Source organism: Saccharibacillus sacchari (assembly GCF_037722395.1).
Taxonomy (GTDB): domain Bacteria; phylum Bacillota; class Bacilli; order Paenibacillales; family Paenibacillaceae; genus Saccharibacillus; species Saccharibacillus sacchari_A.
In genome coordinates this window covers 333651-349575 of sequence record NZ_JBBKAR010000001.1, presented here as the reverse complement: position 1 = coordinate 349575, position 15925 = coordinate 333651, and the positions used below count along the sequence as shown (strand labels likewise).

At 51.5% G+C, this 15925-nt stretch carries 14 protein-coding genes; 1 reads left to right on the top strand and 13 read right to left on the bottom strand.

Annotation, left to right across the window (positions count from 1 at the left end; all coding sequences use genetic code 11):
* Window positions 1-29: 29 nt before the first annotated feature.
* The 7 genes from WKI47_RS01670 to WKI47_RS01640 all read right to left on the bottom strand — a co-directional run bounded on the left by WKI47_RS01670 (window position 30) and on the right by WKI47_RS01640 (window position 8257).
* On the bottom strand, window positions 30-2336 hold the full coding sequence (locus WKI47_RS01670; RefSeq protein WP_340225436.1) for a thiamine pyrophosphate-dependent enzyme: 2307 nt from the start codon (window positions 2334-2336) through the stop codon (window positions 30-32).
* A gap of 28 nt (window positions 2337-2364) precedes the next feature.
* On the bottom strand, window positions 2365-3363 hold the full coding sequence (locus WKI47_RS01665) for a 2-oxoacid:acceptor oxidoreductase family protein (RefSeq protein WP_340225435.1): 999 nt from the start codon (window positions 3361-3363) through the stop codon (window positions 2365-2367).
* 276 nt (window positions 3364-3639) lie between these two features.
* Window positions 3640-5106 (bottom strand): nicotinate phosphoribosyltransferase, encoded by a 1467-nt coding sequence (locus WKI47_RS01660; RefSeq protein ID WP_340225434.1) that lies wholly within the window; start codon window positions 5104-5106, stop codon window positions 3640-3642.
* Between the two features lie 94 nt (window positions 5107-5200).
* Window positions 5201-5755, bottom strand: coding sequence for an isochorismatase family cysteine hydrolase (locus WKI47_RS01655; protein WP_340225433.1), 555 nt, complete (start codon window positions 5753-5755; stop codon window positions 5201-5203).
* A gap of 36 nt (window positions 5756-5791) precedes the next feature.
* A complete protein-coding gene (locus WKI47_RS01650) occupies window positions 5792-6577 on the bottom strand; it encodes an NUDIX hydrolase (protein WP_425355417.1) in 786 nt (261 codons plus the stop codon).
* A gap of 67 nt (window positions 6578-6644) precedes the next feature.
* The gene (locus tag WKI47_RS01645; RefSeq protein WP_340225431.1) at window positions 6645-7718 is read right to left on the bottom strand and encodes a GNAT family N-acetyltransferase; all 1074 of its coding nucleotides are present in this window, start codon (window positions 7716-7718) and stop codon (window positions 6645-6647) included.
* Window positions 7719-7810: 92 nt separating this feature from the next.
* Window positions 7811-8257 carry a RicAFT regulatory complex protein RicA family protein gene (locus tag WKI47_RS01640; protein ID WP_340225430.1) on the bottom strand — a complete coding sequence of 149 codons (447 nt, stop codon included), beginning with the start codon at window positions 8255-8257 and terminating at the stop codon, window positions 7811-7813.
* Between the two features lie 236 nt (window positions 8258-8493).
* Between WKI47_RS01640 and WKI47_RS01635 the strand changes: the two genes are divergently transcribed.
* Entirely contained in the window at window positions 8494-9564 is a 1071-nt protein-coding gene (locus tag WKI47_RS01635; protein WP_340225429.1) for a transglutaminase domain-containing protein, read from the top strand.
* Between the two features lie 122 nt (window positions 9565-9686).
* On the opposite strand, the gene pduL is transcribed toward WKI47_RS01635, so the two are convergent.
* From pduL to recA, 6 genes are all read right to left on the bottom strand, one after another.
* Window positions 9687-10259, bottom strand: coding sequence for a phosphate propanoyltransferase (gene pduL, locus WKI47_RS01630; protein ID WP_340225428.1), 573 nt, complete (start codon window positions 10257-10259; stop codon window positions 9687-9689).
* Between the two features lie 248 nt (window positions 10260-10507).
* Window positions 10508-10768 carry a stage V sporulation protein S gene (locus WKI47_RS01625; RefSeq protein WP_088490407.1) on the bottom strand — a complete coding sequence of 87 codons (261 nt, stop codon included), beginning with the start codon at window positions 10766-10768 and terminating at the stop codon, window positions 10508-10510.
* 186 nt (window positions 10769-10954) lie between these two features.
* Window positions 10955-11752 (bottom strand): TIGR00282 family metallophosphoesterase, encoded by a 798-nt coding sequence (locus WKI47_RS01620; protein WP_340225427.1) that lies wholly within the window; start codon window positions 11750-11752, stop codon window positions 10955-10957.
* Between the two features lie 125 nt (window positions 11753-11877).
* Window positions 11878-13422 carry a ribonuclease Y gene (gene rny, locus WKI47_RS01615; RefSeq protein ID WP_340225426.1) on the bottom strand — a complete coding sequence of 515 codons (1545 nt, stop codon included), beginning with the start codon at window positions 13420-13422 and terminating at the stop codon, window positions 11878-11880.
* 315 nt (window positions 13423-13737) lie between these two features.
* Window positions 13738-14529, bottom strand: coding sequence for a regulatory protein RecX (locus WKI47_RS01610; protein WP_340225425.1), 792 nt, complete (start codon window positions 14527-14529; stop codon window positions 13738-13740).
* A 112-nt stretch (window positions 14530-14641) separates the two neighbouring features.
* On the bottom strand, window positions 14642-15703 hold the full coding sequence (gene recA / locus WKI47_RS01605; protein ID WP_340225424.1) for a recombinase RecA: 1062 nt from the start codon (window positions 15701-15703) through the stop codon (window positions 14642-14644).
* Between the last annotated feature and the right edge of the window lie 222 nt (window positions 15704-15925).

Genomic DNA, 15925 nt, shown 5'->3' with positions numbered 1-15925 from the left:
TGCATCTGTTGGGATAGGTTTGCGCCCTTTTACAAATCCGGATGCTCGTGTCTGGCTTTCAGCCGGTTCCAACGCCGTTCGACTTCTCGTTCGAACTCGTGGAGCGCTTCTTCATTTTCCGGTTTCAACAAATGGCGTGTTTTGCCCATTCGTTTGAGCCATTCCGAGACCGGAACCTTTTTGTTTTTGTCTTCGGGATTGTAGGTGATTGCCGTAATGCCTTGCTCCACTTCATATAGCGGGAAAAAGTTCGAGCTGACGGCGGCATCTACGATATTGGCCCCTTGATCGTCCGGCGACATCCAGTTCAACGGGCAGGCGATCAGAATCTTGCCGTATACCAGCCCGACATGCTGAGCGTACCACTGGGCTTTTGCCGCTTTTTTGACCAAATCCTGCGGGAATGCTTCACTGCCTGTGAAGACATACGGGATGCCGGTAGCTGCCATGATTTGAGCGGTATCTTTATGATGGAAAGACTTGCCTTGCTGCGTCTTGCCGACGCCGGAAGTCGAGGTACGGTGACCCAGTGGAGTCGAGTACGACATTTGAGCGCCGGTGTTCATGTAACCCTCGTTATCGTATTCGACGATGATCATGCGATGTCCGCGCAATGCGGCGCCGATCGCCGGACCCATGCCGATGTCCATGCCGCCGTCGCCCGTAACCATGACGAACGTGAAATCTTCTTGCAGGCCGAGTCCTTCGAATTCCCCGCGGCGCTTGCGCTCCCAGAACATTTCGACCAGACCGGACAGCGTGGCCGCACCGTTTTGGAACAGGTTATGGATGTAAGTCGCTTTGTGGGAAGAATGCGGGTAGCCTGTTGTCGTGACCATCGCGCAGCCTGTATGGAACAGCGTGACGATATCCCCTTCGATCCCTTTGAAAAACAATTCAAGCCCCGAGAAAATGCCGCAGCCCGGGCAAGCCCCGTGTCCTGGCGCAAGGCGTTTCGGCTTTTTCGTCAACGAACGAAGCGGCGGAATCTTGACGGCAAGCTTGCCCGTTTCTTCGTTCGGCGTAACCGTGATCAGTCCTGTTTTCAATTCGGCGAAGTTCAAAGGCTTGAGCAGACGCTTGGGTGCTTTCGTTGGATCGCCAAGCGTATGGCCGTAGAAATCGAACGGAATATTGACCGTTTGTTTCTCGGCAGCCTCGATCGCCAATTCGAAAAAGTGCCGTCCGTCTTCGGCCATGAATTCTTTGCCGCCAAGTCCGTACACGCGGCCTACAACCTGCGTATCGCGATTGCCGTGCGTGAACAATGCAGCCTTGATTTCGTTCAGCATATTGCCGCCATGTGCGCCGCACGCGTCGGCACGATCGCCTACCGTGATCGCACGAACCCGTTTGAGCGCTTCGGCAATCTGGCGTTGCGGGAATGGGCGAATCATATTCGGCGCAACTGCGCCGGCTTTGATCCCTTGCGAACGAAGCTCGTCCACAACGTCCTTGATGCTCTCCGAAGCGGAGTTCATCAGAAATACAGCCACTTCGGCATCGTCCATCCGGTATAGATCGAGCATCGGGTAGTCGCGTCCCGTCAATTCTTTGTACTCGGCGGAAATCCGTTCGAAAACGCCTTCCGCGCGATACATCGCTTCCGACATCTGATAGCGGTTATTGATATAATCCGGTTCATTCATGTAAGGTCCGACCGTAATCGGATTTTCACGGTCAAGCGTATTCACGAAGCCTTCCGGCGTGTATTCCCCAACGAAAGCCACGACGTCGGCACGATCTTCAAACGTCTGCACGCGGCGCTTTTGGTGGGAGGTGAAGTAGCCGTCATAGGCAACCATAACGGGAAGCCGGACTTCAGGATCTTCGGCCAGCTTAAGGGCGATCAGGTTCATATCGTATACCGCTTGCGGATCTCGGCACATCAGAATCGGCCAGCCCGTATTCAACGCGAAGTACAAGTCGGAATGATCCCCGTGAATATTCAGCGGCCCGGAGACGGAACGGCAGACCAGATTCAATACCATCGGGAAGCGGGTTCCCGATTGAACCGGCATCTGCTCCATCATGTACAGATAGCCTTGCGCGCTTGTTGCGTTGAACACACGTCCGCCGCCCGTCGAAGCGCCGTAACAGATTCCCGCGGAGCTGTGCTCGCCGTCCGACGGCACAAGGCGAATCCCGTGCTTGCCTTCCGTTTTCATCAAGTCCAGATGCTGCGCCACTTCCGTCGAAGGCGAGATCGGAAAATACCCCATAATATGATAGTCGATCTGGTGCGCGGCATAGGCAGCCATCTCGTTACCTGATTCATAAACCATCCGCTGCTTTACGCGGCCCGGAACAACTTCTTTTGAATAATCGATTGCCATAATACCCTTCCTTTCCCGTCAGCAGGGATCAAGCCTCGACGAAGTCGAAGCGGTGTTTGACCTGGTTGGCATCGGCGTAACCTTCTTGTTCGAGCATCCGCGACAACGAGTCGGTCGGACAAGCTTCCACGCATTTCAGGCAGCCTTTGCAATATTGATAATCGATACCTTGCAGCACCATCTGCATCCGGCCGCGCTTGTCGGGTTGTTCTTCCCAGACAAAGCACAGATCCGGACAAGCCGTATCGCACTGCGCACAGTTGATGCAGGTCGCTTGTTCAAAAGCCGGCAACATACCGGAACGCGAGATGCTAAGGTCTTTCAGCAAGCTGCTGCCCGGCGTGACCACCATACCGCCGAGCGGCTGATTCCGATAACCCAAAAGGCTTTCCGGGGCTTTTACGTCTGCTTCTTCGCTTTCTTTGGCAGGAACTTCAAGCATTTCAATCTCGCTGTATCCACGTTCAAACACGCGGATAGCCAATTCAACCGCTTGCGGATATTTTTTACCCAGCGATTTGGCAATGACGTCTTTCATAAATTCAGGGTCCAGAAAGCCGCATAGACGGAACAAACCGCCCAGCATCGCCATATTGACTTTATTTTTCTCTTCAAGCGCAATTCGTGTCGCGTCCAATACCGCAACGGTGCAACCTTGCAGCTTGGCATCCTCTGCAATACGCTGCGCGGAATATGCGGAATTGACCAGTACCAGGCCACCGGGACGAACACCGGAGGCGCCTCCCGTTTGGATCAACGCTTCATGAAAAATGCCAATGACATGAGGATGTTCGATCGGCGATGTATCGCGAATCGGCGTACCCAGCCCGCAGAAACGGATATGCGCCTTCACCGGCGATCCTTTTTTCTCCGATCCGTACGACGAGAAACTGACTCCGTCCATGCCCGCTCCGACGATCCCGGCTTCTGCAAGCATTTTGCCTGCCAGATTAGCACCGAGTCCTCCGATCGATTCCAGTCGGATTTCGAAAAAGCCAAGTTTATTTACTTCAGGCAGTACCGCCACACCTTTTCCCCCTCCGTATTTTGTTTTAAATTTAACAATTTACATGAGGTGTCACTGTAATAAATATCACATGCCGAATATGAAAACAGCCTGAAGAAGGCCTTATTTTGTCCCACTTTCGGCTTAACCGCGCAGGTCTATGTATCGGCATCGAATTTGTTGACACGCAAAAAAAGCGGGATCTCCCTAAGAAGATCCCGCTTTTCCCTATACGTATCGAGGCAAAATCACCATTTACCTGTCGATACTCCCTATGTGTTTTAGAACGGGTGCGATTTAACTTTCCGGCGTACCTTCTGTTTCTTCCATATAACGATCGATCAGGCTCTGCTTGAGCTGCCAAGCCTTCTCGCTGATATTGACGCGGTAAATTTCCGGATTCAGCTTGCGCAAATATTGCGGCCAGAACTGTTTTAACTGCGAAGCATGGTAGTCACGGATATCGTTCAACGAAGGCAATTCATAAACAAGCTTGCCTTCTTCGAAGATCGGGACCAACATCCGCTCGGCATCGTAGTTTTTCACATAGCGGCGAATATAGGTATGCAAAGGGTTGAACAGCTTCAGCTGCTTGCCTTCGCTCGGCTCGTCTTCTTCCGGGAAACAAATGTAGTCGGCAATCGCTTTGCCTGTCCCGCGGTCGATAATCCGGTATACGTCTTTTTTGCCCGGCGTCGTTACCTTTTCCGGATTAGCCGAAATCTTGATCGTCGGCTGCATCATTCCGTCCACTTCCCGCTCGACCAGCTTGTATACGCCACCCAGCGAAGGTTGGTCATGGGCCGTGATCAATTGCGTGCCGACGCCCCAGATATCGATGCGTGCATCCTGTGTTTTCAGCTCGGTAATCGTATGTTCGTCAAGATCATTCGACGCAACGATTTTCACATAGTCAAGCCCGGCTTCGTCCAGCATTTTGCGAGCCTCGATCGACAGATAGGCCAAGTCACCGCTATCCAGACGGATAGAGTTCAGACGCTTTCCGCGTTCCTCCAGCTTTTTCGCCGTACGGATCGCATTCGGCACGCCGCTTTTCAACGTATCAAAAGTGTCCACGAGCAGCGTAGAGCCGTCAGGCAGCACTTCCGCATACTTGTCGAACGCTTCCTGCTCGCTCGCAAAGCTCTGGACCCACGAGTGTGCATGCGTACCCTTGGTCGGTATCCCAAAGCGCTTGCCTGCCATCATATTCGACGTCGCATGGAATCCCGATACATAGGCAGCACGGGCTCCCCACACAGCCGCATCGGCTTCCTGGGCTCGGCGTGTACCGAATTCCAGCAGCGTGTCCCCATCGGCCGCCTGCTTGATTCGCGCAGCCTTGGTTGCGATCAGCGTCTGGAAATTCATGAAATTAAGCAGCGCCGTCTCTACGAGCTGTGCTTCGAAGATGGTGCCTTCCACGCGGATCAGCGGTTCGTTCGGAAAAACGACGGCGCCTTCGCGCATGGAATGAACGGTACCTCCGAAATGGAAGGTGCGAAGTTCCTCAAGGAAACGCGGATCGTAATTCTCTTCCTGCTCGGACAGATAGCGGATATCGTCCTCGTGAAAACGCAGATTCGATATATAATCCACGATCCGCTCAAGCCCCGCAAATACCCCGTATCCGTTCCCGAACGGAAGGGTACGGAAATAAGCCTCAAATACCGCGTGATGCTTGTGTGTACCGTGCATCCAGTGCGCGTACATCATATTGATCTGATACTTATCCGTATGTAAAGCCATTCCAGGCGTTTCCATACTGTTCCCTCCTCCGATACCGCCTAACACACAGCCGCGCCTCCGTCAAAGGAGCGCGGCGTGCCGTGCAGCAATAAGTGTTCGTCCGTCAAAGTTACCCATTTACCTGCCAGTCCGAAACAACTTTCGCTCCGAGACTGCCTGTAAAATGTCCCAGCGCCCAATCATGTCCCGCGGCATTGAAGCTGGCAACCGCGTCCTCGTGCACCACGATCGCAAATCCCAGATTGTAAGCATCCACCGCCGTATGCAGCACGCAAATATCCGTACATACGCCTATCAGATGCACCTCGGTGATCCCGCGGGCGCGCAAACGCAGTGCCAGATCCGTACCTGCAAAAGCACTATAGCGGGTCTTGTCCATCCAGTAAATACGCTCTTCGTTCTGCTCATAAGCCGCCTTCAGCCCACCGTACAGTTCGCGTCCTGCGGTTCCTCGGATATTATGCGGCGGGAAAAGGGGGCTTTCCGGATGGTACGGATCGTTCTCTTCATGCAGATCGACCGCCATCACCGTGTAATCTCCATTTGCAGCAAACTGCGTCGTCAGGTCGACCATTCGCTGCTGAATGTCGATCGCGGGCTGTCCGACCGGTAAGCTTCCGTCCACAAAATCGTTCGTGTAGTCAATTACAATCAAGGCTCTCATCGCTTCCGTTCACGCTCCTGTCGCTGGAATGCTTAATCAAGAGTAAATCGATAAGCGCGGTACATTGTCGAGGAAACGGTAAAGTTGAGCCGGCCGCTGCGAATACTGATTCGAGCTGATCGGCACTCCTTCGCTATCCCGAACTTCCTCAAGAATTCCTTTTCGACTGCGTGTGGACGTGATTTTCCGAATAAAGTTCGGCTCCTCGAAGTCCGGCACGACAGCCTTGATGACCTGGTAAAGTTCACTGAGCGTAAACTCCTGAGGCAAAAATTTGCGGGCAATCGTAGTCTGAAGCATCTTCTCCTGAATTCTCCGGTACGCATCCGCGATAATATCCCGGTGGTCGAAGCCCAGATCCAATTCATCCAACGCTTCCTCGATTGTGAACAATCCCACTTCTTCGGCATCGTCGGCGGCTTGGCGCTTCTCCAGCACTTCCTCCTCTACCAAAGCAAAGAAAGCATGCGAGATAATCCAGCCCCTCGGGTCACGTCCCGGATCGCTATAGACACTCAAGTATTCCAAATGACGTCCCACGACGCCGGTTTCTTCCTTCAATTCGCGCAGCGCCGTTTCGTACAGCGACTCGTCGTCACGGGAAAAGCCGCCCGGAAGCGCCCATTTCCCGGCAAAAGGCCAGGAGCGACGGCGAATCAGCATGACGCGCAGCTCGCGCAGCGGAAGAGTCTTGGTTACCGTCTTGCGCTCTTTTTTCGTCAACGTAAACATCACGATGTCAGCCGGCGCTCCGTCCGGAGTCCGATATTTCTTGGCATCGTATTTCTTTTGCTCCTCTTGTTCGTTCATCGGCATCACCATCGCAGCATTTGATAAGTTCTGGTTTAACAAGTTCCAAATATGATATTATCATTATGACACACTCGATTCATTTGTCAACCCTTCCCTGTTTAATCGTACGCAGATCGCAACCCATCTGGTACAGATCCACAGGCTCGCCCTCGATCATCAACGCGCCGCGCATCACGCCTTCCAGCCGGAAGCCAAGCGAACGGTATAATCGGTAGGCTCTTTGATTGGAGGCTTGTACGGTCAATTCCGCTCGCAACACTTGCCGCCGAGTCGCCCATTCGAATAGGTCTTCGAATAACCGACGACCGAGTCCTTTCCCGGTGCAGGCTTCCAAAATCCCTACAACGATATAGATCGTATGTTGATTCCGTCTGACCTTGCCGCCCGTAGCCTCCAGATAACCGACGACTTCGCCTTCCGATTCCGCAACCAGCATCAACGAATTGGAACTGCGAAGCAGCGAACGGATTTGCTCAAGCTGATCGCCATCGGTCAATCGTCGCTCCCCCGGTTCGTAAAGCATGGAGGTAGTCTCGCGATCCAATCGTTTTTTCATGGAAAGCAGACTTCGGCTATCCCGAAGCTCTGCCCGTCGAATCGTCGGTCTTGGCTCTTGCGACCCTTCCTTTGAAACGGTCTGTAGCGTCTCCTCTGACGGTTGTCGCCCTTGTGCCAGTAACTCCAGCATCAACCGATCCAGACGCCGTAATCCGTTACGGTTTACTTCTGCAAGCTGAAAATCCGCGTAATAATCATGTTCTGCCGCAACAATGCGAAATCCTGCGCGCTGGCAGGCATAAAGCAAATCCGTCTCCCATGCACCGAGATAAACCATGAGCCGCCGAACTCCACGCTGTCTCCATTCTTTATCGACCTGTTTAAGCAGACGGACCAGCCGTTCGAGTTCTTCGTCCGTTTGGTCTTTTACAGCTAGATTGACGATCTCCGCTTCTTCCGCGCCCATACGGAGGCAGCCGATAAGGGCAAACACTTCCGTCCCCATGCGAATCGACCACCACTCGGCTTCATGCAGATACGTCTCGATGCGCCAATCCAGAGGATCTCCCTGTTTTAACAGTTCGATTGGCAGCGTACCCGGTTCCGATTCACGCACCACTTTGTCTGTCTTGCCGATCCGCTCACCTTCCATACGTCCCGCCCTCTCTGCACTCTCGCGAATTCTGCCAAAAACAAAAGACGCGGAGACGATCGTCCGCGCCTTGGTTTGGCTCCCGCCGCCTTTTAGCCGCAGGAAGATGGCGGTGCGTCCGCCCCTTTTTCCACGGCAATCTTTTCCGAAACTGTAGTATGGATCGCGGAGATCACCATTTGCAGCAGATCGTTGATTTCAACCTGTCCCTCCTGATAATCGCTCACGATCGGAATGCCGTCCAACTCATCTTGAAGCTCGCTCAGTTCCGCTTCGATCATGGCCGCCATTTTGGCATTTTTCATCGCTTCGAACGCTACGATTTCTTTCTGCTTCTTTTTGATCGTCGTAATCAGGTACTGAATCCGTTCATGTCCCTGAATTTGACGTTCCGCCTGCTGAAAGACCCGAACTTCCTCACTGGAGGAGATGATTCCGGCCAATTCGCGCGTTTTGTTGAGAATATCGTTCCGATTCCAGACTCCTGCAGGAGCGCCAACCGATATTTTTTCCGAATCCGTATGTTGCTGATTATCCATGGGTGTGCCCTCCTTGATTTCGTCTGCTTGCTATATGCGCCGATCGCTTTGTCCATTCGAGAAAATGAAATGTTTTGCTTTGTTAAAAAATAGTCTTATACGGTACAAAATTATATCATACCGTTACCTTTCGTACCATTTGTTTTCCCGCTATCTCTTTTTTTCTGCAACTTCTTGCCGCTTTGTGCGGTATACTGTAGAGTACTCGGGTTAACAAGACATTAGGAGGATCACTGTTGAAAAAGAAACGCATCGCTTTATACCTTGCCGCAACATTGGTAGGCTCTTCGGCTGTCCTCTCTGCGGCACCGCACGTCGTAATGGCTGCTTCTTCGGACGCATCGGTCGTCTCTTCGATCACTTCCGCTTTCGAGCAGAAAAAAACGACGCTTACGGTCAAAATGACCAGTTCCCAGCTTTCCCGGATCAATGATCTGCTGGATAGCGCTTCGGCCAATGCCGATCCTTACGCCCGCTATACGCTGAACCGCGTCGACACGGAGTACAGCGTTCGAGGCTCGAATGCTACAGTACGTTTCACCATCTCTTATCTGGAAAACAAGCAGCAGGCCGATTACGTCACCGCTCAAGCCAAAGCCACGCTGAAAACAATCATCAAAGCCGGCATGAGCCAGGAAGAAAAAGTGAAGGTCATTCATGATTACATCGTCAAAAAGTTCGCGTATGACGATTCGATGACACGCTACTCCGCTTATGAAGGATTGACTACGGGAACGACGGTTTGTCAAGGCTATACGCTGCTCGGCTACCGTATGCTGACGCTGGCGGGAATCGAAAACCGGATGGTCGAAGGCGTGGCAGGCGGCCAAGCCCATATCTGGAACAAGGTTAAACTCGACGGCAACTGGTATAATCTCGATATGACCTGGGACGATCCGACGCCTGACCGTAAAAACGAAGTCTCGTACTCGTATTATCTGGTGACTGATAAACTGCTGGCGAGAGACCATACCTGGACGCGAAAAAATATTCCTGCCGCGACTGCCGATTACCGGACGCTGCTGGCCAAAAAAGCAACAACCAGCGCCAAACATCGCAATCTGCTGGCGGCAATCGGCGGAGAAATTACGGCAAGTACCGCTACGCTTAAGCAAAAAGTTCTTTCTTCGATCGCAAATGGCAAAACCGAGCTAACCGTGCAGCATGATTTCAATACGGCTTCGCCCAAAACCGTATTGGATCAGGTGATGAAAGCTTGCAAAGAAACGGGTATCCAAAACGTCCGTTACGGCTATCAGATCGCGGACAACGGCATGGCGATCATCAAGTTTGCTTTCGATTATTAACAGCTTTGTAGCGCGTGTGATATAAAAAAAGCGGGACCGTCCACTGTGGACGGTCCCGCTTTTGCTATATCCAACCCGACATCCAAACGACGATAAGCCGTAGATCGGGTGACGTTCAATGATTAGTCGATAATTTCAGCCGTGTCGCCGGTTTTTGCCAACACCGCGTTAGCTTCGTCCGTATCGATGTGCATATCGAGCGCGAACGAATCGGATACGCGCGCGATTACATTTTCAAACACAACGCCGCGGTCGCCGCCGAAGCGAACTTTCAGCAACTGCTGATCTTGAATCTCCCATTTTGCGGCATCCGAAGTATGGAAGTGAATATGACGGGCAGCCACGATTACGCCTTCTTCGATTTGAACTTCGCCAGCAGGTCCTTTGAGCAGGATGCCTGGTGTTCCGGATGTTTTACCCGATTCACGAACCGGAGCTTTTACGCCCAGTGCGAACGAGTCGGTTTGCGAAATTTCGAGTTGCGTAGCCGGACGTGCAGGTCCCAGAATACGAACTTTTGGGAACGAGCCTTTCGAACCGACAACTTCAACCGTTTCGTTGGCTGCAAATTGTCCCGGTTGCGAAAGAGCCTTCATTTCAGTCAGTTGATATCCTTGTCCAAACAATGTTTCTACATGCTCTTGGCTAAGATGGATATGACGTGCGGACACGCCGACAGGTACGATTTTACTCATTACAAGTCACTCCTATTCGTTTCTCTAGTATGGGTTTCGTTCAAGTCAAGTATTCGAAAATACTCGCGCGTCCTTTATTATACACCTTCCTTTTCAAAAGAAAAAGGATTGTCGCTTTCCAGTCACAGGTTTGACACGTAAAAAAGGGACATGTCCTCCGCCATTCAGCAAAGTACCTGTCCCTTTTGTGATAACCCGTATACGCGCCAGTCTAAGGTATTACTCCATTCCTTGCATCGATCTGTCCACTATCTCGGTTCCACAATCAATTTGATCGCCGTGCGTTCTTCTCCATCAATGATTACATCGGTGAAGGCCGGAATACAGATCAAATCTACCCCTCCCGGTGCAACGAATCCCCGGGCAATGGCTACTGCTTTAACCGCTTGGTTGAGTGCTCCCGCCCCAATCGCCTGAAGTTCGGCGGCTCCTTGCTCGCGCAGCACGCCTGCAAGCGCACCGGCAACGGAATTGGGATTGGACTTGGCAGAAACTTTTAATACATCCATGAGCAGGTACCTCCTCTGGGAAGAAGTGATAAACAGTAGTGCAATATAGGATTGGCAAAGCAGCACATACAGCCTTGACTAACGATTTGCTGTTTGATAATTATTCGCGGCACTTCCGTAAAATCCTTCTTTTTCGAGGGAGAACGACAAAATATTACGAATGTTTAGCAAAAAACCTGCAAAATGCTATTCCATTCTCCATTCGTCTTCCATGATGCGAATTTTTTCAATTTTTCGGGCACGTCCTGTATCTTCGTCAATATCCACGTACACCCCATGGAAATGCCATTTCCCGTCTTCGTCGACGTTAAATCTGGAAGGCAGTTGGGTTTTGAAACGATACAATACCCCTTCCTGCTGCATCCCCAAAATTCCGTCGCGAGGGCCTACCATGCCTGCATCCGTCAAATAAGCGGTTCCGCCCGGCAGGATTCGATCATCGTTGCTTTGCACATGGGTATGCGTGCCTACAACAAGGGAAGCACGTCCGTCCAAATGCCAGCCCATCGCAATCTTTTCCGAAGTCGCTTCCGCATGGAAATCGACCAGAATACATTTATGCTTGCGGCGTAGCTCATCCACAATCTCGTCGGCGGCTCGGAATGGGCAATCGATCGCGGGCAGGAAAGTACGTCCTTGCAGGTTAACAAGTGCCAGCTCTTTACCTCCTGCTTTGATCACCGTATAGCCGCGCCCCGGTGTTCCAGGCGGGAAATTGGCTGGACGAACCATACGGGGCTCATCGTCGATAAATTCGAAAATATCTTTGTTGTCCCAAGTATGATTACCCATCGTAATGCCATGTACACCTTGTTCGAAAAGCTGTCTGGCAATCGCATGGGTAATGCCTCTGCCTGCCGCTGCATTTTCCCCGTTCGCAATCACGATATGCGGGTTGTATTTCGATTTCAGATAAGGCAAGGTTTCTTTGACCGCGCGGCGTCCCGGGCTTCCGACGATATCGCCGATAAAAATCAATTTCATGAATATTCTCCCTCTCTATACAAGCAAGAAGAAACGGCTGCCCCGTCCTGTGAAGGAAAAGCAGCCGTTTCTCTCGTTTTTTAACTGCGGATTGCGAATGGCTGGGTAGCGCGGGCGTTCCCGCGTTACTTCGCGTATTCGACTGCTCGTGTTTCACGAATGACGGTGACTTTGATATGACCCGGATAATCCAGTTCATTCTCGATCTTTTTCGTGATATCGCGTGCCAGCTTGAAGCTTTCGGCATCGCCAATACGATCAGGCTGCACCATCACGCGCACTTCGCGTCCTGCCTGAATGGCAAAGGACTTTTCGACGCCTTCGAAAGACTCGGAAATCTCTTCCAGCTTTTCGAGTCTGCGAATATACGTCTCCAAAGTCTCGCGACGTGCTCCCGGTCTTGCCGCAGACAATGCGTCTGCCGCTCCGACCAGCATCGCGATAATCGAAGTTGCCTCGGTATCGCCGTGGTGCGATGCGATACTATTGATCACCACTGGATGCTCTTTGTATTTTTTGGCAAGCTCGACGCCGATTTCGACGTGCGATCCTTCCACTTCATGGTCAAGCGCTTTGCCGATGTCATGCAGCAGGCCGGCACGTCTTGCGAGCGTAACGTCCTGACCCAGTTCTCCGGCCATCAGGCCAGCCAGGTAAGCAACCTCCATCGAGTGCTTGAGCACGTTCTGTCCGTAGCTTGTACGGAAACGTAGGCGACCCAGAATCTTGATCAGATCCGGATGCAGGCCGTGTGCGCCGACTTCGAACGTCGCTTGTTCGCCATATTCGCGGATACGCTCGTCGACTTCTTTGCGCGATTTCTCGACCATTTCCTCGATCCGTGCCGGATGAATACGTCCATCGGCAACCAGTTTTTCGAGTGCCGTACGTGCGATTTCTCGACGGATCGGATCGAAACCGGACAGGATAACAGCTTCCGGCGTATCGTCGATGATGAGGTCAATCCCCGTCAACGTCTCCAGCGCACGGATGTTGCGACCTTCACGGCCAATAATGCGGCCCTTCATTTCCTCATTAGGCAGAGTAACGACAGACACCGTCGTCTCGGCTACATGGTCTGCGGCACAACGCTGAATCGAGAGCGAAATGATCTCTCTGGCTTTGCGATCCGCTTCCTCTTTGGCCTGCGTCTCGATGTCTTTCATCATCTGTGCGGCTTCGTGGCGCGTTTCTTGCTCCACGCTGCTCAAAATGATGGTTCTTGCGTCGTCGGTCGTCAGGTTGGAAATCCGCTCCAACTCGGCCAACTGCTGTGCAAGCGTTTTTTCGATCTGTTGTTTGGTTTCTTCAATGCGTTTCTCTTTGTTCGCCACCTGTTCTTCTTTACGTTCCAGCGATTCCAATTTTTTATCCAGCGACTCTTCTTTCTGCAACAATCGTCTCTCTAGTCGTTGATTTTCATTCCGACGTTCACGAATGTCTTTTTCAGCTTCGGTTCTGATCCGATGCACTTCGTCTTTGGCTTCCAGAACCGTTTCTTTTTTCAGTGCCTCCGCGTCTTTTTTCGCATTTTCTACGATCTTTTCCGCGGCTTGCTCGGCACTGGAAATCTTAGCTTCAGCAAGAGACTTGCGAATAAAATATCCGATCAGGAACCCTAAGAATAAGGCTACGACTCCAACGAGAATCGCGACCCAGAAACTATCCATTTCTGCTCACCTCCTCGTTGATTGCTCCAAGGTATTCCTCGGGATAAAACATTTGGTTTTCATACCCTCATTCGTCCATTCAAGGTACAGCCCAAGGCTGTTCCCATAAGGCAAGACGGCTTAACAAATACCGGCTGCCGAGCCCGACTTTTACAAGCGGGGGAGAGTCAATTAGGCAGAAGCGACGGCTGACGAAAGCGCATTTTTGGAAGGAAAAAGGCTTTCGCTCCGAACACGTTCCTCATTTATTGTAGTCTTCGTCAAAAGTTGTTGTCAAGCTATTGCCAAATTTGCTTGGTCTGCATTTTGTTATGTTCAATCGAATTCGGTTCCAAGCCCTTCCGAGTCTTCGCCTTCGCGGCTCAAGACGTTATCCAATGCTTTACGGACGATATCGCTGGAAAAGCCGCGCCGCATAACAAAAGCAGCCGTTTTGCGCTTACGCTCCCACGATTCTCCCTTGGTTGTACGCCACTTTTTCGCAGCTAGCTCTTCAGCGCTACGCAGCTCGTCTTCGTCTCCCATCGACTCTAACGCTTCGTCGATCAATTCCGGATCGACCCCTTTGCGCCGAAGTTCCTGCTTCACGACAACCTTGCCTTTTTTCTTTCCCGCGATACGCTGTTTTGTCCATTCCTGCGCATAGAAGGCGTCATCGATCAGCTTTTCTTCGACAAGTCTTTTTACGGTTTCCGCCACAGCTTCCGGGTCCAATTCCTTTTCGAGCAGCTTCTGCTCGATCTCGCCGGAAGTGCGGGCCTTGAAGCTCAAAAAGTTGATAGCCTGCGCATAAGCGACTTGGCGTTCATTATCGCGAACGATTTCTTCAACGGCGTGTTTATTAAAAAAGCTGCCTTTGGTCATTCCATAACGTATCATGGTTGATTCATGAACCGTCGCATAATTCGGTCCCCAATAGATCCGGTAACTGTTGACTGGACGCCGCACAAGCTCAACTAGCGTAATTTCTTGGGCTTCGTTTTCCGGAAAATCATCGATTTGGTGTAAATGTGCCTCGCGGCGTTCTTTTTTGTTTTCTTCATCGTTCGAATCGTGTCCTTCTTTGCGACTGCGGCGGCTTCCGTAACTTCCTTTTCCGAAACTCATACGTCGAATCCCCTCTTTTCCTTAATGCAAAATGATAAACGAAAATAATAAAGCGCCCCGAGCCGTGATCGGCCGGGGCGCTTCAGCATATTCGTTAGGCCTTCAAGAGCTATTATTCCAGTTCCAACAGCTCTTGCTCTTCTTGTTCTTCCGCTTTTTTGTCAGCTTCGCTTTGTGCTTCTACTTTAGTAGTCAGGTTGCTGGCTTCACGGATTTTCGTTTCGATCGTGACCGCAATATCCTTGTTTTCTTTGAGGAATTGCTTCGCGTTTTCGCGACCTTGACCCAGACGTTCACCTGAATAGGAATACCAGGCTCCGCTTTTCTCGACGATATCCATCTCTACGCCCATATCGATCAAGCTACCTTCTTTGGAAATGCCTTCGCCGTACATGATATCGACTTCCGCCTGTTTGAACGGAGGCGCTACCTTGTTTTTCACGATTTTGATACGGGTACGGTTACCCACGATATCGTTACCCATTTTGATCGACTCGATCCGACGCACGTCAAGACGTACCGTAGAATAGAATTTCAAAGCGCGTCCACCCGGAGTGGTTTCCGGGTTACCGAACATAACGCCGATTTTTTCGCGAAGCTGGTTGATAAAGATCGCGATCGTATTCGATTTGCTGATCGCGCCCGAGAGCTTACGCAATGCCTGCGACATCAAACGAGCCTGAAGGCCTACGTGGGAATCACCCATTTCCCCTTCGATTTCCGCTTTTGGCACAAGCGCCGCTACGGAGTCGATAACAATGATATCAACCGCGCCACTGCGAACGAGGGCTTCGGCGATTTCCAGGCCTTGTTCACCGGTATCCGGTTGGGAAAGCAGCAATTCGTCGACGTTAACGCCGAGATTGCGAGCATACTTAGGATCGAGCGCATGTTCAGCGTCGATGAAAGCAGCTTGTCCGCCAGCTTTTTGTACTTCGGCTACAGCATGCAGCGCTACCGTCGTTTTACCCGAAGATTCTGGTCCGTAAATTTCGATGATACGGCCGCGCGGCATTCCGCCCGTTCCGAGAGCAACGTCGAGAGCAATCGAACCGCTAGGTACGACTTCGACGTTCATGTGAGTGGATTCCCCAAGTTTCATAACGGAACCCTTACCGAATTGTTTCTCTATTTGGCGAAGCGCCATATCAAGCGCAGCACGACGATCTGACAATATATCCACACCCTTATCTTCATAGTATTTTTCGTGTTCGTTACATCTTTTCCATACATCTATCATACCGCTTTTTAACGGGTTTGCCAAGCGTTTTTCGAACATATATTCGTATTTTTTTGAGAACTGCAATTATGCACGTACGATCGAAAATCATTCGGAACAAGAACCAAAAAAGCCCCCCGTTCCACAAAAAAACCGCGGGCAATCTGTGGTATCGCC